Source organism: Agreia pratensis, assembly GCF_900177685.1.
Taxonomy (GTDB): Bacteria; Actinomycetota; Actinomycetes; order Actinomycetales; family Microbacteriaceae; genus Agreia; species Agreia pratensis.
In genome coordinates this window covers 1-21,265 of the sequence record NZ_FXAY01000003.1, presented here as the reverse complement: position 1 = coordinate 21,265, position 21,265 = coordinate 1, and the positions used below count along the sequence as shown (strand labels likewise).

The following is a 21,265-nucleotide window of genomic DNA, read 5'->3' as shown; positions in this document are numbered from 1 at the left end:
GCCTTGTCGCACGCGGGATTCGATGTCGTCGCGCCGACGCTGGCCGAACGAGCCTATCGCAGCGCTCATCCGCGGTTCGTGTGCCGATGTTCCAACACGCAGCAATCCCCGGGCAGCCGAAGCTGCCCGGGGATCGCCGATACCGGAGTCGATTACTGAGTGAGTTCTCCGAGCTTCACGTCGATGTCCTGGTTCTTGCCATCGCGGTAGACCGTGAGCTTGGCGTCGGAATCGGCGGCGAGGCTGCGAACCTGCGCGGTGAGGTCAGTCGCGCCGGCCACCGGAATGCCGTTGAACGCCGTGATGACGTCGCCCGCCTTGATGCCTGCCTTCTCCGCCGCTCCACCTGACGAGACCTCCTTGACGAGAGCCCCGGCCGTGACGCTGGCGAGCGCCTGGTCTGAGCTGGCGTCACCCACTGAGGCGCCGAGGAGTCCGTGGCTGCCGGCGCCGTCCTTGATGATCTCTTGCGAGATTCGCTGAGCCAGCGCGGCGGGGATGGAGAAGCCGACGCCGATCGAACCGGACTGGCCGGATCCGCTCGAGGAGCCGGCGCTCGCGATGGCGACGTTGATGCCGATGAGTTCGCCCTTGTCGTTCAGCAGAGCACCACCCGAGTTGCCGGGGTTGATCGCCGCGTCTGTCTGGATGACCGCGAGCGAGATGCTCGATGTGGCCGGTGCCTGCTTGGGCGCTTCCGAACCTCCCTGGCCTGGAATGTCGAAATTCCAGAAGTCGTAGGGATTCTGCTTCGTGCCGTCGCCGGGCCCGCCGTTGTCATCAGGCGGGGTCGACTCGGTGTCGTCGCCCTTGGGAGCGGCGGACGATGCGACTGTGATCGCGCGATTCAGCGCGCTGACGATTCCCGTGGTCACCGTTCCCGACAGTCCGAGCGGGGCGCCGATGGCCACGACGGAGTCACCGACGTTGAGCTTGGTCGAGTCGCCCCAGGTGATGGGGGTGAGATCCTTCGCCTTGTCGAGCTTGATCACGGCGAGGTCCGCCACCGGGTCGGTTCCGACGAGCGTTCCGGCGAAGAGCCGTCCGTCGTTGGTGGTCACCTGAATGGTCGGCTTTCCGGTTGCGCCGTCGAGCGTGACCACGTGGGTGTTGGTGAGGACGTAGCCGTCATCCGAGAGGATGACGCCCGAACCCGTGCCACCCGACTGACCGTCGTTGACCGAGATGGTGACGACCGAGGGCGAAGCCTTGGCCGCGACCGCGGTTGCGAGCGATGCATCATCGGCGTTGTTGACCGTGATGGTCTGCGGCCCTGACGCGCTCGAGGTCGAGCTCTGCTGATTCTGGCTCAGCGTCCAGGCTGTGATTCCAGCACCGGATGCGCCGCCGACGAGGGCAGCAATCGCCAGAGCTGCGATGACCATCGTCGCTCCGCGCCTCTTGGGGGCGTGTGCCCCGGAGGTTGCCGCTCCCGCCACTGGAGGCTGCTGCGGCGGCTGGCCGAATGCGCCGTTTCCGTAGTTGCCCGGCGCCGCAGCGTAGGCCTGCGTAGGTTGCGTCTGGTTGGGCTGTGCCTGGTGTGGCTGCGTCTGGTTGTGCGGCGCTGGGTAGTGCGCGGCGGTTGCCTGAGCCGGATGCGCCTGCGCAACGGGCTGGGTCGGCTGCGGCGCGGCGGGAGTGTGCCCGTATCCGGGATGAGGCGCAGATCCGGCCAGCGGAGCGGCCGGCGGCGCAGTCGCGGCTGGCGGGGTCATTCCCTCGGGAGCCTGCTGCGTGCCGGAGATCTGGGGAGCGTTCTGCTCTTTTGCCGGCTCCGACGTGTGCGTCGAGCTCGGCGTTGCGCCTGATGCGCTGGGTGCGTAGTGGGGGAAGGCGGGGGCGTGCTCGGTGGCGGCGGGGCTCGAACCGGTGTTCGTGGTGTCGTCGCGGTCAACGCCCTCGGCTGCCGCCGGGTTGATCGGGTTGTCGGTGTTCTCAGACAATGGGTGCTCCTTCCAAGCCCTGTAAGCATCACCACCGAAGCTGGACGTTGTCTATACATGGGCTGAAAACAGACTGCCGTAACGCTCGGGCTGAGCTTGGAGTTGGAGAACCGAATTCCGAACGGCCCTATTCCATTGCGCTCAGCACCCTGGAGATATACGACGCCGCCCACAGTCGTCGGCGACCAGCACCGTCTTCGCTGCCTTGGCCGAGGCTGTCAGGGGCGGCGATGTAGAAGGCACAGTGCCGGCCAACGGACGCCATGCACCGCCACCGATGCGGTATTCGGCCGAGTAGAGAATCGTGAGAGAGATCGTGTAGTCGCCGGCCCGGTCGAAGACGTGACTCGTCTCCGTCTCGGAAAACTCGTCGAGGCCCAGGGCAGCCCACGTGGCGCCGCCCGACCCACTTGTCGTCGTCGACCCGTCTCCGTTGTCCCAGGTGAAGGAGACGGGCGTAAACCGCACCTCTGCCGGAGTCCCGAGCAGTGTCGTCGAGACAGTCGATGGCTGGGCATCGGCGTAGAAATTCGTCGGAAGCCCGACCACCATGAAGCCCCTCGGTTCCATACCCTGCACACTGACACCCGGCACCAGATGGGCGATTTCACGAGTCGTCACGGCGGGTCCTGGAGCCGACGCTTCGAGACGCTGCTCGTTGCACAGCTCAACACTGGTCGCAATGCACGGCGCCTCGACGCCACCCTCGGCGGAACCAGACCCGCCGACCCCGCCCCCGGACTCGCCGCCGCCTCCCCCGACGACATTGTTCCCGACCCCGACATCGACCCCGCCGCCGGAAACCTCGCCGCAGCCCGTCGTTTGAGCCTGAAGTATGCTGCAATCGCTTGCGATCGCGGCTCTAGCCGGCAGCAAGGCAAGAATTGCGATGAAAACTAGTCCGAATGCTATTCGTCGCAAAAATCTACTCCGCTCCAAAGCTCTCGCGCAGTAACGAGCAGTCGAGTAAGTGTGCCGCCTTCGAAAGAGACTTCGTAAGGTGTGGTCGGGTCTCGATCGGGAGAGACCACGGAAACACTTTCACTATTGACGACATCCACGCCGGTGACATCCTCACAAACGTACGCTGTTACTTTGAAGCCGTTCTTATCCTGGGACCACCCTTGAAGACTTGCGGTTTTCACCGCCGTTGATCCCACGGACCGCAGTCCGGCAGTGGCGTATTCCGCGGCGTCCGTCTTGAAATCTTGTGCATAGGCTGAGGTCGACACTGACTCAATTCTGTTGGGCGAACTACCACCGTCCGCCAGAATCTGGTCAGCAATCTTGAGATACGCCTCGTAACTCGCCATCAGCGACTCGTAAATCTCCTGGTCTGATTGGCCGGTAGCTTGAGCGGGCGGAGGGCTAGTTGAATTGGACACCTCGGGGTGACTCTCACTGCAACCCGTCAACAGAAGGCCAACAGAAAGCAATATCAGAGCTCTCGAAACTCCTGACGCGGCGCGTTTCTGACCGAACATGGGTACACCGTAAAGGATGTCGGCAGATGACGGGAAAAGTTATCCACATGAAAGCTGGAGGTAGGTTTGGTCTTCGTGACTATCTCCGGTTCCTGGCTGCGCACAGCGCGCGGCGCAGGGCTTCTCTCGCCCGACGGATCCATCCGCTCCACGATCTTCGCCGAGATGAGCGCCCTCGCCTCGGCGACCGGCGCCATCAACCTCGGGCAGGGATTTCCTGACGAAGACGGCCCCGCCGAGATTCTCGATGCGGCACGTCAGGCCATCAGCGATGGACTGAACCAGTACCCGCCCGGACTCGGAATGCCCGTTCTGCGCGACGCGATTGCCGCCCACCAGAAGCGGTTCTACGGGCTCGAGGTTGACGCCGACCGCGAGGTGCTCGTAACCGCGGGCGCCACTGAGGCTCTCGCGGCCACGTTGCTCGCCCTTGTCGACGATGGTGACGAGGTGGTCACCCTCGAGCCCTTCTACGATGCGTACGGGGCCGTGATCGCCCTGGCCCGCGGCATCCATCGCACTGTGCCCCTCCGCCTCCCCGCATTTCTGCCTGACCACGACGAGTTGCGTGCGGCCGTGACCGACCGCACCCGAGTCATCCTGATCAACAACCCGCACAACCCCACGGGCACCGTGCTCCCACGCGAGACCCTCGAGTTGATCGTCGATCTCGCCCACAAACACGACGCGATCATCGTGACCGATGAGGTGTACGAGCACCTGACCTTCGGCGTGCAGCACGTCCCCGTCGCGACTCTGCCGGGCGCACGGGAGCGCACGGTCACGATCTCGTCGGGGGGCAAGACGTTCAACACCACGGGCTGGAAGATCGGCTGGTTGACGGCACCGCACGAGATCGTCACCGCCATCCTCGCCGTGAAGCAATTCTTGACCTTCGTGAACGGCGCTCCATTCCAGCCGGCGATCGCGGTCGGACTCGGGCTGCCCGACGAGTTCTTCGAGCACATCGCCCGCACGTTGCAATCGAAGCGCGACATCCTCTCGGCGGGACTCGCCAAGGCGGGCTTCGATATCTTCACGCCACAGGCCGGATACTTCGTCGTCGCTGATGCCGCGCCACTCGGGTATCCCGACGTCGCGACGCTCTGTCGGCAGCTTCCCGAATTGGCCGGCGTGGTCGGTATTCCGATCAGCGCATTCTGTACAGAGCAGCTCGGGCGTGAATACGCGTCACTCGTTCGCTTCGCATACTGCAAGAAGGTCGAGGTGCTCGAGCGCGCTTCGGCGCAGCTCGGCCGCCTCGGACGCTGACGCTCGACCTCCGCGAGTGCGCGCCTCTAGAGTTCGTGGATGCCGAAGCGTCGCAGGGCTAGCGCCGGATTGACGAGTCGAACATCGTCGACCCGAGTCCGGGTGATCCACGCCACGGCGACGTCCTCATTCTCAGCGAGCGAGGCAACCGCCACACCCATCGGATCGACGACAAGACTGGCCCCGACACCGACGGGCGGAGTGTGATCAGCAGCGGCGACGTAGATGGTGTTCTCGAGTGCCCGTGCGGTGACGAGGGTGCGCCAGTGGTGCTCCTTCAGCACGCCCCTCACCCACTCCGCGGGAACGAGAACGAGATCGGCACCCGCATCGACCAGCCGTCGGGTCATCTCGGGAAAGCGGATGTCGTAGCAGGTCTGCAGACCGACGGTGAAGTCGCCGACCTCGAATGTCTCGGGAGCGGCGATGCTGCCGGGTTCTACGAAGTCGCTCTCGCGCGAACCGAAAGCATCGTAGAGATGCAGCTTGCGATACGCGGCTACGACCGCGCCCTGGGGCGAGACGGCGACGACCGTGTTGGAGAATCGATCGTGTCGAGCCGCCGTCTCGATCATGCCCGCGACGATGTGGATCTGCAGCCTGTGAGACACGTCCGCCAGCCGTGTGACGAACTCTCCATCGATCGGCTCGGCATTGTCGAGAAAACCCTCACCGAACGGCTCTGAGAAATACGACGAGTATTCGGGAAAGACGACGAGGGATGCGCCGCGCGAGACCGCCCGCTCGGCCAGCCGGGTGATCGTAGCGAGATTCTCTGCCGTATCAGCGCCCGGAGCGAACTGCGCGACGGCGACGCCAAGGCCATCGCCCGCTGCCGAAACCTGCTGAGACGGGGAGATCATGCCCTCACCCTAGCGAAGCTATGCAGCGCTCGGAATGAGGCCGAAGCCCGATTGAATCGCGACCGCAGCGGCGCCTCGGGCCCACGCGGTGAAGTCGGAGTCGGTCGGCCTGATGTCCACGGGGAGCGCGTCGGGATCGCGATCGGCCTGCACCGCGGCACGCACCGCGTCTTCTGCCACGTCGAGCAGCCCGATCCCCTCGCCCGACAGCACAACTGTCTCGACCATGGCCAGGTTGGCGCTGGCAGCAATGAGCCGCCCCAGAGCACGGCCGGAGGTGTCGACGACCTGGCGAGCCACGGCATTGCCCTCGGCCGCGAGCGCGAGAAGCTCGTCGTAGTCGACCGCACGCCCGAGTCCGACGCCGGCGCTGGCGCACATGCTCGGGATAGACAGCATCGCCGAGGAGCATCCGCGATGGCCATCGGCGCAGAGCGGTCCGGTGGGGTCGAGCGGAAAATGCCCACCGAGGCCGAGGCCTGTATCCGACGAGATCACCTGACGTCCGTGCACGACGAGCCCATAGCCGACGCCCGCGCCGATGGTGACCACGGAGAAGTTGTCTATGCCTCGAGCGTGACCGAACCACTGCTCGGCGGCGGTGAGGGCGACGACGTCATTCTCGACGGTCGCGGGCCTGCCGAAACGATCCTCGATGGCGGTACCGAGATCGATGTCGTGCCAGTCGAGAAAGGGAGCCCGAACGACGAGAGATGAGCCGGTGACTTTTCCGCCGACACTCGCCCCGATCGCCGCCACGTCATGGGCATCCAGCGCATCCATCACCTGCTGAATGCTGTCGAGTACGTCGTCGACACCGTGTGCGGCCAACGGCGCTGCAGCCGACACCCCGACGGTGGCGCGCAGATCGGTCACCACGCCGAACACGCGCTCCCCGGTGATCTTGACCCCGAGCATCCGTTGCGCATCGACGCGAACGTCGAGCGGCTTGACCGGCCTGCCGACGACGCCGTCCTGCCTCTCCTGAGCCTCGACGAGGATGCCGTGGTCGAGGAACGGACGACTCAGACGAGTCAGGCTCGCAGGAGACAGCCCCAGTCTGCGCCCCAGCTCTCCGCGGGCGATCGGCCCATGAATCAAGACCTCACGGGCGAGTTCACGCCCGGGATCGCGGGTGACGGTGTCACGAAAAGTGTCAGACATTTGTTTCGATTATCAACTAACGAGTGTTGTTTAGCGAGTGAAACACGCATTTCGTGCTGGAAACCAAGAGTTGACAGAGTAATTAGTTTCGCGATAGAAATTATCCATGCAGAGCCGCAATGGGAACATTCACCTCAGATCAGCCGGGACGAGCGTCGTCATCGACCTCGCGGCTCCGGGGTTCCCGGCGATCATCCACTGGGGGGAAGACCTCGGCGAACTCAGCGAATCGCAGCTCTCCGACATCTCCATCGCGGCTCGCCCCCAGCGGGTTTCCGGAGGACTCGACAATCCATCTCGACTCACGCTCGTTCCTCTCGAGTCAGCAGGGTGGCAGAACGAGCCTGGCCTCGTCGGTTCGCGCAGCGGGCAGGACTTCTCCCCCTCCTTCGGCCTTGCGGAAGCGCAGGGCAGCACCGCAGAGGATGTCAACACGGCCTCTGTGAGGCTCCGCTCCGTCGACGAGCACGCTCAGCTCGAACTCCAGACGACCCTGACACTCGACGATGCGGGCCTGCTGCACCAGCAGCACACCCTCACCAATATCGGAACGACGGACTACGAACTGCAGCAGTTGCTCGCGACCTTCCCTGTGCCGCAGTCCGCTCGTGAGTTGCTCGATACGACGGGTCGCCACCTCCGCGAGCGCTCGCCCCAGCGACACGGATTCACCACCGGGCGACACGTTCGAGACAGTCGTCGCGGCCGTCCTGGAGCAGACTCCACCCTGTTCCTCGCCGCCGGCACACCTGGGTTCGGTTTCGAACAGGGCCTCGTGCACGCAGTGCACCTCGCCTGGAGCGGTAACCAGCGCGTGGCGGCGGAACGAACGGTTGCCGCGCATGGGCTCCTGCAGGCGGGCGAATTGCTGGCGCCGGGCGAGCTGATTCTCGGCCCCGGCGACAGGTACACGACCCCGGATGCGATGGGCTCGTGGGGCGACGGTCTCACGGCGGTCTCGGCCCGGTTCCACGAATCGGTGCGAGCGCGGCCGAATCATCCTGCATCGTCGCGGCCGGTGACCCTCAACACCTGGGAAGCCGTGTACTTCGACCATGACCTCGAGCGACTGACACGGCTTGCCGATGCAGGCGCCCGGGTGGGAGTGGAACGCTTTGTTCTCGACGACGGCTGGTTCCGCGGCAGACGCGACGACACAGCCGGGCTCGGCGACTGGTTCGTCGACGACGACATGTGGCCCCGTGGGCTCACCCCGATCGTCGACCATGTCACCGCACTCGGCATGCAGTTCGGTCTGTGGGTAGAGCCCGAGATGGTCAACGCCGATTCTGAGCTCGCCCGCGCTCACCCCGACTGGATCCTGCAGGCAGGTGGTCATCTGCCGCTCGAGGGCCGTCAGCAGCAGGTGCTCGACCTCTCGAACGGCGCCGTCTACGAGTACTTGCTCGAGCGGCTCGACGCGCTTCTTCGTGCGTACGACATCGCCTACCTCAAATGGGACCACAATCGCGATCTGCTCGAGGCGGGGAGTTCCGCCACTGCAAGAGCCGCAGTGCACAACAACGTTCTCGCCCTCTACAGGCTCCTCGATGAGCTGAAGGCTCGGCATCCTGAGCTCGAGATCGAGAGCTGCGCGTCGGGAGGCGCCAGGGTCGACCTGGGTATCCTCTCCCACACCGACCGTATCTGGACGAGCGACTGCATCGATCCGATCGAACGCCTGACGATTCAGAAGTACACCAACATCGTCGTTCCCTATGAGCTCATGGGAGCCCATATCGGCGGCCCGTGGTCGCACTCGACCGGGCGACGGCACGAGCTGGCGCTGCGCGCCGGCGTGGCACTCCCCGGTCATTTCGGCATCGAGTGGGACATCTCCCGACTCGACGATGCGGAACTCGATGAGCTCGCAGCGTGGGTCGACGCCCACAAGCGCATTCGCGAGCTGTCCCACAGGGGGCGCGCGGTCTACGCTGATCTGCCCGACGAGTCGGCAGACCTGCGCGGCGTCGTCTCACACGACCGAGAACAGGCCCTCTTCGCCTACACGCAGGTGACAACCAGCACGAGCTACCCGCCGGGCGCGATCACCTTTCCTGCGCTCGACGACGATCGGGTGTACCGGGTATCGCTGGCCTCGCCGACGACGCCACTCGAGGGCCCAGGACAATCACCGCTGGCCTGGACGGAGCACCCCGTGCACCTGACAGGCCGGGCACTTCGCACCATGGGCATCCAGGCGCCCGTTCTCTTTCCCGAACAGCTCCGGCTGATCGACATCGTCGCGATCTGACCCCAGACCGCGTTCCGCACGACGCAAGGAGGCGTTTTCGTGTTTCAACCACCCCAAGTCCGTTCCGCAAGGCGGAACGGACGCCAGATACGACGGGCACTTGCCGCGGGAATCGGGCTCGTGATCGCGAGTTCGGCCCTGGTTGCATGCTCGAGCGGCGACGACAAGGTCGTCACCCTCGACTTCTTCCAGTTCAAGCCCGAGGCGGTCAAGGAGTTCGCGTCGCTCATCGACGACTTCGAAGCCAAGAACCCTGACATCCGCGTGGTGCAGAACTCGGTTCCCGATCCCGACACCGCGATTCGCACGCTTCTGGTCAAGAACAAGGTGCCCGATGTGCTCACCCTGAATGTGAGCGGCAACTTCGCCGAGCTGGCTCGGGCCTGCGTCTTCGCCGATCTGAGCGACGAGGCTCCGGCCGCCACCGTGAACCCCGCCGTGCAGAAGATCGTTCAGGATCTCGGCAGCTGCGACCAGGGCCAGGGCGCCGAGATAAACGCGCTCCCCTTCGCCAGCAATGCCTCGGGCATCCTGTACAACCCGCAGATCTTCGCCGAGAACGGCGTCGACGTTCCCACGACCTGGGACGAGCTGCTCGCTGCCGCGCAGACGTTCAAAGACAACGGCATCTCGCCGTTCTATTGCACGATGAAAGACGCTTGGACAGCCGCTCCAGCCTTCGTCAACCTGGGCGGAACGCTGATGCCCGACGGCTTCTTCGACAATCTGCGTTCCGAAGGATCCGACCTCGACACCGTGTCGTTCTCGAAAGACTTCCACGACGCGGCGAAGAAGGAGGTGGAGCTCTACAGCTTCTGCCAGGACGACTTCGCCAGCCGCGACTACAACGCGGGCAACAAGGCATTCGGCGACGGCGAGTCCGCAATGTATCTGCAGGGCTCCTATGCGATCCCGGCCATCAGAACCACGAATCCGGATGCCCAGATCGCCTCGTTCCCGTACCCCGTCACCAACGACCCCGACTCCCGCGTCGTTGTCTCGGGAGTCGACGTGGGCCTCTCGATCGGCAGGGACACCCCGCACCGAGCAGAAGCTCAACGCTTCGTGGACTACCTCATGTCTCCCGAGGTCGTGCAGTCCTACTCTGAGGCGCAGAGCACGTTCTCGCCCCTGAAGAACGCCGTGCCGAACTCCGACCCTGCGCTCGCGGGCCTCGAGCCGTACTTCAGCGACGGCCGCATCATCGGATTCATCGATCACCAGATTCCTGCATCGATCCCGCTGGTGAACATGTTGCAGAGCCTGGTTCTCACGGGTGATGCCGACGCATTCCTGTCTGATCTGGACTCCGAGTGGAGCAAGGTCGCGGCCCGCACTGCGACCGCGCGAAAGGGAAAGTCATGACCGCGCCCGTCGCATCCACCCCCCGCCGGACGGCCACGCCCCGCCGCACCGGACGCACCCCCAGAGCCTTCTTCTGGATGGTCGTTCCCGCCGTCGTGATCTTCTTCGGACTGCACACGATCCCCGTGCTGACAGGCATGTTCTTCAGCCTCACGAACTACGCCGGCTACGGCACGTGGGATCTGGTCGGGCTGTCGAACTACGTCAATCTCTTTCTTGACGACCGGGTGCTGAACTCCTATGGATTCACGTTCGGCTTCGCGATCGTCTCGACCGTGCTCGTCAACGTGATCGCCTTGGCGATCGCCCTCGGCCTGAACGCCCGGATCAAGTTCAAGACGGCGTTCCGGGGGGTGTTCTTCATTCCTTATGTCCTCGCCATCCTGATCATCGGCTACGTGTTCAACTATCTGTTCGCCAACTCGTTCCCGGCCATCTTCGAGAGCCTCGGCATAACGGGACTGTCGGGCAACATCCTGGCCGACCCGAACTTCGCCTGGATCGGAATCGTCATCACGACGGTCTGGCAGGCGGCCGCTTTCAACGTGATCCTCTACCTCGCGGGGCTGCAGACCATCCCCGGCGAGATCTACGAGGCCGCGGGCATCGACGGAGCATCGGCCTGGCGCCGGTTCTGGTCGCTGACCTTCCCGCTCATCGGCGCCTACTTCACCATCAACATGGTGCTGTCGTTCAAGTCGTTCCTGCAGGTCTTCGATCAGATCGTCGCCCTCACGAACGGCGGCCCGGGAACGAGCACCGAATCCATCGCCATGGTGATCTACCGCGGCGGTTTCCAGGGTGGCGAATACGGCTACCAGATGGCGAACGCGGTCGTGTACCTCTTCGTCATCATCCTCGTGTCATTCATCCAACTGCGCTTCCTCCAGCGCAGGGAGGCGAGCTACTGATGTCCGCAGCACTACAGGGCACCGAAGCCCTTCGCACCGTACCCGCTCCAAGCCCCCGCCGGCGTCGTCGACGCAGCAGCGTCAACGGCGGAACGAATTGGTGGGTGACCGCCCTGATCGCGGTCTGCTCGCTGACCGTGCTCATTCCGCTCTACTTCACGATCATCACGGCTCTCAAGACTCCTGACCAGCTCGGGGGAACGGGATTCGAGTGGCCCACCAGCGTGCGCTGGGAGAACTTCTCCGATGCCTACCAGCTGACGAACTTTCCTCGGGCGCTCCTGAACACGGCGCTCATCACGGTGGGAGCGGTCGTGTTGACCCTGCTGACCAACTCCCTCGTGGCCTACGCGATCGCCCGCAACATGCACAAGAAGTTCTTCAGGGGGCTGTACTTCTACTTCCTCGCGGCGATCTTCGTACCGTTTCCGATCATCATGCTTCCCGTGGTGAAAGAGACCGCGCTGCTCGGACTGGATACACCCGTCGGCCTGATCCTGCTGTACACGGTCTACGGGCTGTCGTTCAACATCTTCATCTTCGTCGCATACATCCAGTCGATCCCTATCGAGTTGGAGGAAGCGGCACGCATGGACGGTGCCAGTACCTGGGGCGTTTTCTGGAAGGTCGTGTTCCCGTTGCTCGCCCCGATGAACGCAACCGTGGGCATCCTGACCTGCGTCTGGGCATGGAACGATTTCCTCCTGCCGCTTGTGGTGCTCTCGGATCCCTCCGCACAGACGCTTCCGCTGGCGCAGTTCATTTTCCAGGGGCAGTTCAACACGAACTACACGGTCGCCTTCGCCTCGTACCTGATGGCACTCGCGCCTCTCCTGATCGTCTACGTCATCGCGCAGAAGTGGGTCGTCTCCGGGGTGATGAGAGGATCGGTCAAGTGATGACGACTGAACTCGCGACGGAAACTCCCGCATGGTGGACACGGGCGGTGGTCTACCAGATCTATCCGCGCAGCTTCGCCGACTCGAATGGCGACGGCATCGGCGATCTGGGAGGCATCCGCGCGAAGCTCGATCACCTCGCCGAGTTGGGCGTCGATGTGATCTGGCTCTCTCCGATCTATCGTTCCCCGCAGGCCGACAACGGCTATGACATCAGTGACTACGAGGACATCGACCCCCTGTTCGGCACTCTTGCCGAGTTCGATCAGTTGCTCGCCGAGGTGCATGAGCGCGGCATGAAGCTCGTCATGGATCTGGTGGTCAACCACACCAGCGACGAGCACCCGTGGTTCGTCGAATCGCGATCCTCGAGAGACAACCCGAAACGCGACTGGTACATCTGGCGCGACCCGGTGGATGCGCATGAGCCCAACGGCTGGACCAGCGCATTCAGCGGGCCGGCCTGGAGTCTCGACACCACCACGGGTCAGTATTACCTGCATCTGTTCGCGGCGAAACAGCCCGACCTCAACTGGCAGAATCCCGAGGTGCGTGGTGCCGTCTTCGCCATGATGAACCGCTGGCTCGATCGCGGGGTCGACGGCTTCAGGATGGACGTCATCAACTTCATCGCCAAGACGGAGTCGGAGCTGGTCGGCGAAAGCGTGCATCCGAGCATGGGGGCCCAGATCCACGACTATCTGCAGGAGATGCATCGCGAGGTCTTTGCGGGCAGGGACACCGAGTTGATCACCGTGGGCGAGATGCCCGGAGTCACGGTCGAGGATGCGGCCCTCTTCACGGGAGCCGAACGGAATGAGCTGGATATGGTCTTCCAGTTCGAGCACGTCGGGCTCGACCACAGCGACGCCGGAAAGTTCGACAACCTCCCCTTCGACCTGGTGGCTCTCAAGACGTCATTGGCCAGATGGCAGACGGGGCTCGCCTCGTCGGGGTGGAACAGCCTCTATTTCGGCAACCACGATCAGCCGCGCTCGGTCTCGCGGTTCGGTGACGACCGACGCTACCGCTACGAATCCGCCACCCTGCTCGCGACGATCCTGCACCTGCACCGAGGAACGCCCTACATCTACCAGGGTGACGAGATCGGCATGACCAACGCGAACTTCGAGTCGATCGAACAGTACAAAGACATCGAGAGCCTCAACCACTTCGCGGAGGTCGTCGGTGCGGGAGCAGAGCCTGCGACCGTTCTCGAGCAGATGGCGTTCCGCAGTCGCGACAACGCACGCACACCGGTGCAATGGACACCGGGGCCGCACGCCGGATTCACCACGGCAGAGCCGTGGATCCACGTCAACAGCAACGCCTCGACCATCAATGTGCAGACAGACCGGGCGGCCGGTGACCGATCGATCTTCGACTTCTACCGGCGCCTGATCGGGGTGCGGCACGAGCTGCCCGTCGTGGCACTGGGCGAATTCGCCCTGCTCGAGCCGGAACATCCGGCTCTCTACGCCTTCACCCGCACGCTCGGCGGCGATCGTCTGCTCGTGCTCGGCAACTGGTCGAACGAGCGGCTTCGGCTGCCCGAGGGCCTCGCCGACGACCCAGGCACGCGACTCATCGGCAACTATCCGGAGTGGCACGAGGCTGTTCTCGAGCCGTGGGAGGCGCGGGTGTATCGCCGCTCGGAGCGGGCGGGCGCCGAACCCGTGGCCTAGCCTGGACTTGGCGCCGTCTAGCCGCGCCGATTCGTCGAAAGGACATCGCACCCGTGAAGCTCCACTCCGTCCGCGTCCACCCCAGTTCCGACTCGCTGGAGCGAGCCGACCAGCTTGCTCACGCGATCGCCGAGGTGGCCGCAGACCCCGTGGCGGTCGACGCCGATGTCACCGAGATGATCATCAACCGGGTCATCGACAACGCTTCGGTCGCTGCAGCGTCGTTGACGAGAAGGCCGGTCGTCTCGGCGCGATCGCAGGCCGAGCGGCACCCCTATTCCCCCGGGTCGACGGTGTTCGGCTTGGCATCGGATGCGCGGTTCTCGCCCGAGTGGGCGGCCTGGGCCAACGGCGTCGCCGTTCGCGAGCTCGACTTTCACGACACTTTTCTCGCGGCAGAGTACTCGCATCCCGGCGACAATATCCCGCCGATCCTCGCGGTAGCGCAGCACGCGGGTCGCACAGGCGCGGAGCTGGTCCGCGGTATCGCCACCGGCTACGAGATCCAGGTCGATCTTGTGAAGGCGATCAGCCTCCACGCGCACAAGATCGATCATGTCGCCCATCTCGGGCCTTCCGCAGCCGCCGGAATCGGCACCCTCCTCGGGCTCGATGTCGAAACGATCTTCCAAGCCGTCGGTCAAGCGCTGCACACGACCACCGCTACTCGGCAGTCCCGCAAGGGCGAGATCTCGTCGTGGAAGGCGCACGCGCCAGCGTTCGCCGGCAAGATGGCCGTCGAGGCCGTCGACAGAGCCATGCGCGGCGAGACCAGTCCCACACCCATCTACGAGGGCGAAGACGGCGTCATCGCCTGGCTGCTCGACGGTCCGGAGGCCGCCTACGAGGTCCCTCTTCCGACCGCCGGCGAGTCGAAACGGGGCATCCTCGACACGTATACGAAGGAGCACTCGGCCGAGTACCAGGCACAGGCCTGGATCGACCTGGCACGCAAACTGCACAACGAGTATCCGGTTCTCGTGGAGCACCCGGAGAACATCGGCAGCATCACGATCCACACGAGCCATCACACGCACTTCGTGATCGGTTCCGGCGCCGGCGACCCCCAGAAATACGACCCCACCGCGTCGAGGGAGACACTCGACCACTCGATCCCCTACATCTTCACGGTAGCGCTGCAAGACGGCTCGTGGCATCACGTCGACTCCTACGCACCCGAGCGCGCGGGCCGCGCAGACACCGTGCGGCTGTGGAACAGCGTGCGCACCGTCGAGGACTCCGAGTGGACGAGGCGGTACCACTCGATCGATCCGCAGGAGAAGGCGTTCGGCGGTCGCGTCGAGATCCTTCTCACCGACGGCACCCTGATCAGCGACCAGATCGCCGTCGCCGATGCCCACCCGCTGGGCGCTCGACCGTTCGCCCGTGAGCAATATGTCGCCAAGTTCCGCACTCTCGCTGAGGGAGTGCTCGAGCAGACCGAGATAGAGCGTTTTCTCTCTGTCGCCGCCCGTCTTCCCGAACTCCGCGCCGACGAGCTCGCGGGCCTCACCATCACGGCGCGCCCCGGGCTCTTCGACGGCGTCGCCACGCCGAAGGGACTCTTCTGATGCTGTACGCCCCGACGACCGCGGCCGACAAGCGCATCGCGCTGCGTGCGGGCCTGGCAAGCGGCGAACTCCAGCTCTTCCCTGGTGCGTTCAACCCCCTCTCCGCAAAACTCATCCAGCAGAAGGGCATGCACGGGGTCTACATCTCCGGCGCCGTCTTGTCGGCCGACCTCGGTCTGCCCGACATCGGCCTCACAACCCTCACCGAGGTGGCCGGCCGCTCACAGCAGATCGCTCGCATGACCGATCTGCCATCGATCGTCGACGCCGACACCGGGTTCGGCGAACCGATGAACGTCGCCCGCACGATCCAGACGCTCGAAGACGCGGGCGTGGCGGGAATGCACCTCGAGGATCAGGTCAACCCTAAGCGCTGCGGCCACCTCGACGGCAAGCAGGTCGTCGACCTCGACACAGCTCTCAAGCGCATCAAGGCCGCCGTAGAGGCTCGGCGCGATCCGAACTTCCTCATCATGGCCCGAACGGATGCCCGTGGTGTCGACGGACTGCAGGCCGCGGTCGACCGCGCCAAGGCTCTGGTCGATGCCGGCGCCGACGCGATCTTCCCTGAGGCCATGGCCTCGCTCGAGGAGTTCGCCGCCGTGCGAGCCGCCGTCGATGTGCCGATCCTCGCCAATATGACGGAGTTCGGCAAGAGCGAGCTGTTCACCACGAGACAGCTCGCCGACGTCGGGCTCAATCTCGTCATCTTCCCGGTGTCGTTGTTGCGACTCGCCATGGGCGCCGCTGAGAGGGGCCTCGACACGATCACCCGTGAGGGCTCGCTCACCTCGCTGCTGCCCGAGATGCAAACGCGCGCTCGCCTCTACGAGGTACTCGATTACGAGGCCTACAACACCTTCGATTCCGGCGTGTTCAACTTCTCCCTCGATCGTCACTTCGGAGCCCAGTAGCGGGTCGCACCAGCTTCTGGGCAGCGCGAACGGCTGATCTGCGACGGCTCGCGATCGCGGCTGGATTCTGTGCGTCGCTGGGACCGGCGAAGGCGCTCGGCGCGCTCGCCCAGGCGAAGGCGAGACCGAACAGCATTGTGATCAGGTCTTCCGGATCCCACTCGTCGTCGAGATCTCCCCTGGACTGAGCATCCAGAATAATCTGTCGCTCGGGGAAGAGCCGGGACCTGTCGTCGTCGGAGAGTGAGGCCGGCACCCCCTCGAGTCGAGCCCAATGCAACATGCGTATGTGCTCGGGGTGCGAGATCGTGTGGTCGAAGACCCGCCCCACGAAGCCTGGTAGGTCATCGACATTGATCGGGTTCGCCTCGGCGACCTCGCACTGATTCAGGTGAAGCACGACCTGAAAGAGTGCCTGCTTGTCTCCGAAATAGGCGTACAGCCGCTCCTTGCTCGCGCTCGCGTTCGCAGCGATACGATCCACCCGAGCCCCCGCCAGACCGAAGTCGGCGAATTCGGTGCGCGCGGCATCCAGAATTCGCTGCCTGGTCGCCTCACCGTCACTCCTCATGGGTATAGCATAGCTAAGCCAACCAACTAGTTCGTACGAATAGGATCCCGCTTCTCTATGACGTCCCCCTCCACCGCCTCGATCGAGGCCGTCCACGATCACGCCGCACATCCCCGACGGTGGTGGCTGCTCGCCGTTCTTGCACTCGCCCAGCTCATGGTGGTGCTCGACGGAACGATCGTGAACATCGCCTTGCGTGAAGCTCAGATCGAGCTCGGCATGAGTGACGGCGACAGAACTTGGGTCGTCACGATCTACGTGCTCGCGTTCGGCTCACTCCTGCTGCTCGGCGGCCGGATCGCCGACTACTGGGGTCGGAAGCGGTCATTCATGCTGGGCATGGTCGGCTTCGCCATCGCGTCGGGCATCGGTGGAATCGCCGCGACGACCGAGCAGCTCTTGATCGCGCGAGGTCTGCAGGGCGCGTTCGCCGCGCTCCTGGCCCCGGCGTCCCTCGCAATCCTCACCATCACCTTTCCCAACGGCAAAGACCGCATCAAGGCCTTCGCCGTCTACGGCGCGATAGGCGGCGGCGGCGCGGCTGTCGGCCTGCTGCTCGGCGGCGTGCTGACCGAATACGCGAGCTGGGGCTGGTGCCTCCTGGTGAACGTTCCCATCGCGGTCGTCGCGATCGTGGCCGGTATCCCTCTGATCCGAGAGAGCCGCGCGCACGGCAACACGCGCTACGACCTTCCCGGCGCCGCGCTCATCGTCGGAGGACTCGCATCTCTGGTGTACGGCTTCTCGCAGGCCGAGAACGGATGGGGCCGCTGGGAGACCATCGGGTTCCTCGCCCTCGGCGTCGTTCTGCTCGCCGCATTCGTCTGGGTCGAGTCTCGCGCTTCGAACCCTCTGTTACCTCTCCGAGTCATCCTCAACCGCGTCCGCGGTGGCGCATTCCTCGTCTCGCTTCTCACGGGCGCCGCACTGCTCGGCGGGTTGCTCTTCCTCACCTTCTACTTCCAGGTCGTGCTCTTGTACAGCCCCCTTCAGTCCGGCCTGGCCTCGCTTCCGATGACCTTCACGATCATGATCGGCGCCACGGTGCTGTCGAGGTTCCTACCCACGATCGGAGTTCGTCTGCCGATGACCGTCGGCCCGATCGTGGCGGCCGCCGGCCTCACCTGGTTGTCGTTCATCACCGTCGAGGGCAACTACGTGGTTCAGGTGCTCCCCGGAATCATCCTGCTCGGTATCGGTCTCGCATGCATCTTCGTGCCCCTGCAGAACGTCGCACTCTCTGGCATCGACCAGCACGACGCGGGAGTCGCCAGCGCTGCCGTCTCGGCCACCCAGCAGATCGGCGGATCGATAGGAACGGCCCTGTTCACCGCGCTGTACACCGCAGCGATCTCCGCATATCTGGCCACGAACCCTTCGTCAGCGACATCAGAGTTCGAGGCGTACGTTGACGGCTATTCGACGGCATTCCTGTGGGCAGCGGCGCTCATTCTGCTCGCCGCGCCGATCTCGTTCTTCCTCGTGCGTCCGTCGAAAGACGAGCTGATGAACGTGTCCGACGCGGTTCACCTGGGCTGAGCTTCTGCCGCTACGGTGGAGGCACTATGAACACTGCCTCCACCCTCTCCGACGTTCCTCTCGCCGGCGCTGCCTACACACTCACCTCGGGCGACTACTCGGCCGACATCGCAGGAGTCGGCGCCAGCCTGCGCACCCTGCGCCATCGGGGGCGCGATCTCATCGTTCCATTCGATGCTGACGAGGTTCGGCCGGCATTCCGCGGTGCCGTGCTCGCGCCGTGGCCCAACCGGGTGGTAGACGGTCGATACACGTTCCGCGGCACGGAGTACGAACTCGCCCTCACCGAGCCCCGCCGCGGTCACGCATTGCACGGTCTCGCGGCGTGGCAGGAGTGGACGCTCGTCGACGAGGGCGACGACTTCGTCGAACTCGCTTTCCAGATCGAGGCACAGTCGGGATATCCGTTCCGCGTTCTCGTCGCCGCGCGTTACGAACTCTCGCCCTCCGGTCTGACAACGACCATCAGGGCCATCAACACGGGCCGCGATGCGGCCCCATATGGGACGGGCCCGCATCCATATCTTGTGGCGGGGCCCGGCCGGGTCGACGACTGGTCGCTCGAGCTACCGGCCCGCGCCGTCCTCACGGTCACCCCCGACCGACTGATTCCGATCGATCTCGGCGATGTGGAGCTCGAAGACGACGGCGCCTTCGATTTCGTCGCGACCCGGCCCATCGATTCGACATTCATCGACCATGCCTTCACCGAACTCGAACGCGACGAGGCCGGGGCCGCGACGGTGCGTGTCACAACGCACGACGGAGCCTCTGGCGTCGCGATCACGTGGGGCACGGAGTGCCAGTGGGTGCAGATCCATACAGCAGACCAGCCAGAGCCATCGATCAACCGGCTCGGGTTGGCGGTCGAACCGATGACCTGCCCTCCGGACGCCTTCAACACGGGCACCGACCTGGTCGTCCTCGACCCGGGCGAAGAGCACACCGCGAGTTGGACGATCTTCGCCCTATAAAGCACAAACCGCACACGCGCTGATCGAGTAGCCAGCCGAGGTACGAGGCCGGCGTATCGAGATTCATCTCGGGATCTCGATACGCGACTCGTTCCTCGCCGCTACTCGATCAGCGCGACGCGGTATGGTGCGTGGCTTACTACTCGGCTACGTCTTCGTCGACCCAGTCGAGGGTCTTCGTGACGGCCTTCTTCCAGTTGCGGTACAAGCGCTCGCGCTCGGCGTCGTCCATGTTCGGAGTCCAGCGCTTGTCTTCCTGCCAGTTGTTGCGCAGGTCGTCGAGGTTATCCCAGTAACCGACGGCCAGGCCAGCCGCGTAGGCCGCGCCGAGCGCCGTGGTCTCCGCAACGACCGGGCGAACCACGGGAACGTTCAGAATGTCGGCCTGGAACTGCAAGAGGGTGTCATTGGCAGTGGCGCCGCCGTCGACCTTCAGCTCGGTCAGCGGTACGCCGGAGTCGGCGTTGACCGCATCCAGAACCTCGCGGGTCTGGAACGCGATCGACTCGAGAGCCGCGCGGGCGATGTGGCCCTTGTTCACAAACCGGGTGAGACCGACCAGGGCGCCACGCGCATCCGATCGCCAATGCGGCGCGAACAGACCCGAGAACGCGGGTACGAAATAGGCTCCACCGTTGTCGTCGACCGTCTTGGCGAGCACCTCGATGTCGGGAGCGCTCTGGATGATGCCGAGGTTGTCGCGCAGCCACTGAACGAGCGAGCCGGTGACCGCGATGGAGCCTTCGAGGGCGTAGTGGGTTTCTCCGTCGCCGAGCTTGTAGCCGATGGTGGTGAGCAGGCCGTTCTCGCTCTTGACGATGTCAGTGCCGGTGTTGAAGATGAGGAAGTTGCCGGTGCCGTAGGTGTTCTTCGCCTCGCCCTTGTCGAACGCCGCCTGGCCGAACGTGGCGGCCTGCTGGTCACCCAGGATTCCGGCCACCGGAACCTCGCGCAGCAGGCTCGAGTCGGAGACGGTGCCGTAGACCTCGGAGGAGGAGCGAACCTCGGGCAGCATCGACTTGGGAACGTCGAACGCCTTGAGGATCTCGTCGTCCCACTCGAGAGTCTTGAGATCGAGGAACAGCGTGCGGCTGGCGTTCGTGACGTCGGTCGCGTGCACTCCCCCGTTGACGCCTCCGGTCAGGTTCCAGAGAACCCACGTGTCGGTCGTTCCGAAGATGAGGTCGCCGGCCTCGGCGCGTTCGCGGGCGCCCTCGACGTTCTCGAGGATCCAGACGATCTTGGTACCGGCGAAGTACGTCGACAGCGGAAGACCCACCGTGTCCTTGAAGCGGTCTCCGCCGCCATCGGCAGAGAGGCGATCGACGATGGACTGCGTACGGGTGTCCTGCCAGACGATCGCGTTGTAGACGGACTCGCCGGTGTTCTTGTCCCACACGACGGCCGTCTCGCGCTGGTTGGTGATGCCGACCGCGACGATGTCGTGACGCGTCAGGTTCGCCTTCGAGAGGGCCTGACCGATGACCTCACGAACGTTGTCCCAGATCTCCTTGGGGTTGTGCTCGACCCAGCCCGCTTTGGGGAAGATCTGCTCGTGCTCCTTCTGGCCCGTCGAGACGATTCCGCCCTCGTGGTTGAAGATGATCGCGCGGGAACTCGTGGTTCCCTGGTCGATCGCAATGACGTACTTGCTCATGTCTAACTCCTTCGTTATGTGGTTCTAGTGAGGCGGGATGCCGGTCAGGTGAGGATGGGGAGGAGTGGTCCGGCGGCGAGGCCGGCGATGACGCCTCCGACGACGGGGCCGAAGACCGGGATCCAGGAGTACGACCAGTCCGATCCGCCCTTGCCCTTGATCGGCAGTAGGGCGTGCGCGATACGCGGACCGAGGTCAC

18 protein-coding genes and 1 pseudogene are annotated in these 21,265 nt (G+C 64.5%); 11 read left to right on the top strand and 8 right to left on the bottom strand.

Features of this window, described 5'->3' with window-relative positions; translation table 11 throughout:
• Window positions 1-152 precede the first annotated feature (152 nt).
• Both B9Y86_RS09615 and B9Y86_RS09610 read right to left on the bottom strand, forming a co-directional pair.
• Window positions 153-1,943 (bottom strand): trypsin-like peptidase domain-containing protein, encoded by a 1,791-nt coding sequence (locus B9Y86_RS09615; RefSeq protein ID WP_244894702.1) that lies wholly within the window; start codon window positions 1,941-1,943, stop codon window positions 153-155.
• Window positions 1,944-2,084: 141 nt separating this feature from the next.
• On the bottom strand, window positions 2,085-2,513 hold the full coding sequence (locus B9Y86_RS09610; RefSeq protein ID WP_139824850.1) for a PKD domain-containing protein: 429 nt from the start codon (window positions 2,511-2,513) through the stop codon (window positions 2,085-2,087).
• A 27-nt stretch (window positions 2,514-2,540) separates the two neighbouring features.
• On the opposite strand from B9Y86_RS09610, the gene B9Y86_RS09605 reads away from it, so the two are divergent.
• A complete protein-coding gene (locus B9Y86_RS09605; RefSeq protein ID WP_085485424.1) occupies window positions 2,541-2,843 on the top strand; it encodes a hypothetical protein in 303 nt (100 codons plus the stop codon).
• A gap of 8 nt (window positions 2,844-2,851) precedes the next feature.
• Here the strand turns inward: B9Y86_RS09605 and B9Y86_RS17335 are convergent, their stop codons facing one another.
• On the bottom strand, window positions 2,852-3,256 hold the full coding sequence (locus tag B9Y86_RS17335; RefSeq protein WP_139824849.1) for a hypothetical protein: 405 nt from the start codon (window positions 3,254-3,256) through the stop codon (window positions 2,852-2,854).
• A 246-nt stretch (window positions 3,257-3,502) separates the two neighbouring features.
• Here B9Y86_RS17335 and B9Y86_RS09600 point away from each other — a divergent pair, with 246 nt between their 5' ends.
• Complete coding sequence (locus B9Y86_RS09600) at window positions 3,503-4,699, top strand: aminotransferase class I/II-fold pyridoxal phosphate-dependent enzyme (protein WP_085486276.1); 1,197 nt, start codon at window positions 3,503-3,505, stop codon at window positions 4,697-4,699.
• A 26-nt stretch (window positions 4,700-4,725) separates the two neighbouring features.
• Here B9Y86_RS09600 and B9Y86_RS09595 read toward each other — a convergent pair whose 3' ends face one another.
• Window positions 4,726-5,562: a carbon-nitrogen hydrolase family protein gene (locus B9Y86_RS09595; RefSeq protein WP_085485422.1), complete on the bottom strand. Its 837-nt coding sequence runs from the start codon at window positions 5,560-5,562 to the stop codon at window positions 4,726-4,728.
• 18 nt (window positions 5,563-5,580) lie between these two features.
• Window positions 5,581-6,726 (bottom strand): ROK family protein, encoded by a 1,146-nt coding sequence (locus B9Y86_RS09590; RefSeq protein WP_085485420.1) that lies wholly within the window; start codon window positions 6,724-6,726, stop codon window positions 5,581-5,583.
• A gap of 106 nt (window positions 6,727-6,832) precedes the next feature.
• Between B9Y86_RS09590 and B9Y86_RS09585 the strand changes: the two genes are divergently transcribed.
• The 7 genes from B9Y86_RS09585 to prpB all read left to right on the top strand — a co-directional run bounded on the left by B9Y86_RS09585 (window position 6,833) and on the right by prpB (window position 16,325).
• Complete coding sequence (locus B9Y86_RS09585) at window positions 6,833-8,980, top strand: alpha-galactosidase (RefSeq protein ID WP_085485418.1); 2,148 nt, start codon at window positions 6,833-6,835, stop codon at window positions 8,978-8,980.
• Between the two features lie 120 nt (window positions 8,981-9,100).
• On the top strand, window positions 9,101-10,345 hold the full coding sequence (locus tag B9Y86_RS09580) for an ABC transporter substrate-binding protein (protein ID WP_244894701.1): 1,245 nt from the start codon (window positions 9,101-9,103) through the stop codon (window positions 10,343-10,345).
• Window positions 10,342-11,256 carry a carbohydrate ABC transporter permease gene (locus tag B9Y86_RS09575; protein ID WP_085485414.1) on the top strand — a complete coding sequence of 305 codons (915 nt, stop codon included), beginning with the start codon at window positions 10,342-10,344 and terminating at the stop codon, window positions 11,254-11,256. Before B9Y86_RS09580 ends, B9Y86_RS09575 begins: the two co-directional genes overlap by 4 nt.
• Entirely contained in the window at window positions 11,256-12,155 is a 900-nt protein-coding gene (locus tag B9Y86_RS09570) for a carbohydrate ABC transporter permease (protein WP_085485412.1), read from the top strand. Before B9Y86_RS09575 ends, B9Y86_RS09570 begins: the two co-directional genes overlap by 1 nt.
• Window positions 12,155-13,840, top strand: coding sequence for a glycoside hydrolase family 13 protein (locus B9Y86_RS09565; RefSeq protein ID WP_085485410.1), 1,686 nt, complete (start codon window positions 12,155-12,157; stop codon window positions 13,838-13,840). Before B9Y86_RS09570 ends, B9Y86_RS09565 begins: the two co-directional genes overlap by 1 nt.
• 53 nt (window positions 13,841-13,893) lie before the next feature.
• On the top strand, window positions 13,894-15,411 hold the full coding sequence (locus B9Y86_RS09560) for an MmgE/PrpD family protein (RefSeq protein ID WP_085485408.1): 1,518 nt from the start codon (window positions 13,894-13,896) through the stop codon (window positions 15,409-15,411).
• Window positions 15,411-16,325 carry a methylisocitrate lyase gene (prpB, locus tag B9Y86_RS09555; RefSeq protein ID WP_085485406.1) on the top strand — a complete coding sequence of 305 codons (915 nt, stop codon included), beginning with the start codon at window positions 15,411-15,413 and terminating at the stop codon, window positions 16,323-16,325. The genes B9Y86_RS09560 and prpB overlap by 1 nt, the downstream gene beginning before the upstream one ends.
• On the opposite strand, the gene B9Y86_RS09550 is transcribed toward prpB, so the two are convergent.
• Window positions 16,288-16,896: a TetR family transcriptional regulator gene (locus tag B9Y86_RS09550; protein ID WP_085485404.1), complete on the bottom strand. Its 609-nt coding sequence runs from the start codon at window positions 16,894-16,896 to the stop codon at window positions 16,288-16,290. The genes prpB and B9Y86_RS09550 overlap by 38 nt on opposite strands.
• 57 nt (window positions 16,897-16,953) lie before the next feature.
• Between B9Y86_RS09550 and B9Y86_RS09545 the strand changes: the two genes are divergently transcribed.
• On the top strand, window positions 16,954-18,435 hold the full coding sequence (locus B9Y86_RS09545; protein ID WP_085485402.1) for an MFS transporter: 1,482 nt from the start codon (window positions 16,954-16,956) through the stop codon (window positions 18,433-18,435).
• Between the two features lie 26 nt (window positions 18,436-18,461).
• Window positions 18,462-19,409, top strand: a complete 948-nt coding sequence (locus tag B9Y86_RS09540) for an aldose 1-epimerase family protein (RefSeq protein WP_085485400.1) — start codon at window positions 18,462-18,464, stop codon at window positions 19,407-19,409.
• 139 nt (window positions 19,410-19,548) lie between these two features.
• Here B9Y86_RS09540 and glpK read toward each other — a convergent pair whose 3' ends face one another.
• On the bottom strand, window positions 19,549-21,066 hold the full coding sequence (gene glpK, locus B9Y86_RS09535; RefSeq protein WP_085485398.1) for a glycerol kinase GlpK: 1,518 nt from the start codon (window positions 21,064-21,066) through the stop codon (window positions 19,549-19,551).
• Between the two features lie 44 nt (window positions 21,067-21,110).
• Window positions 21,111-21,265, bottom strand: a pseudogene (locus tag B9Y86_RS09530) (aquaporin); the annotation flags it as partial.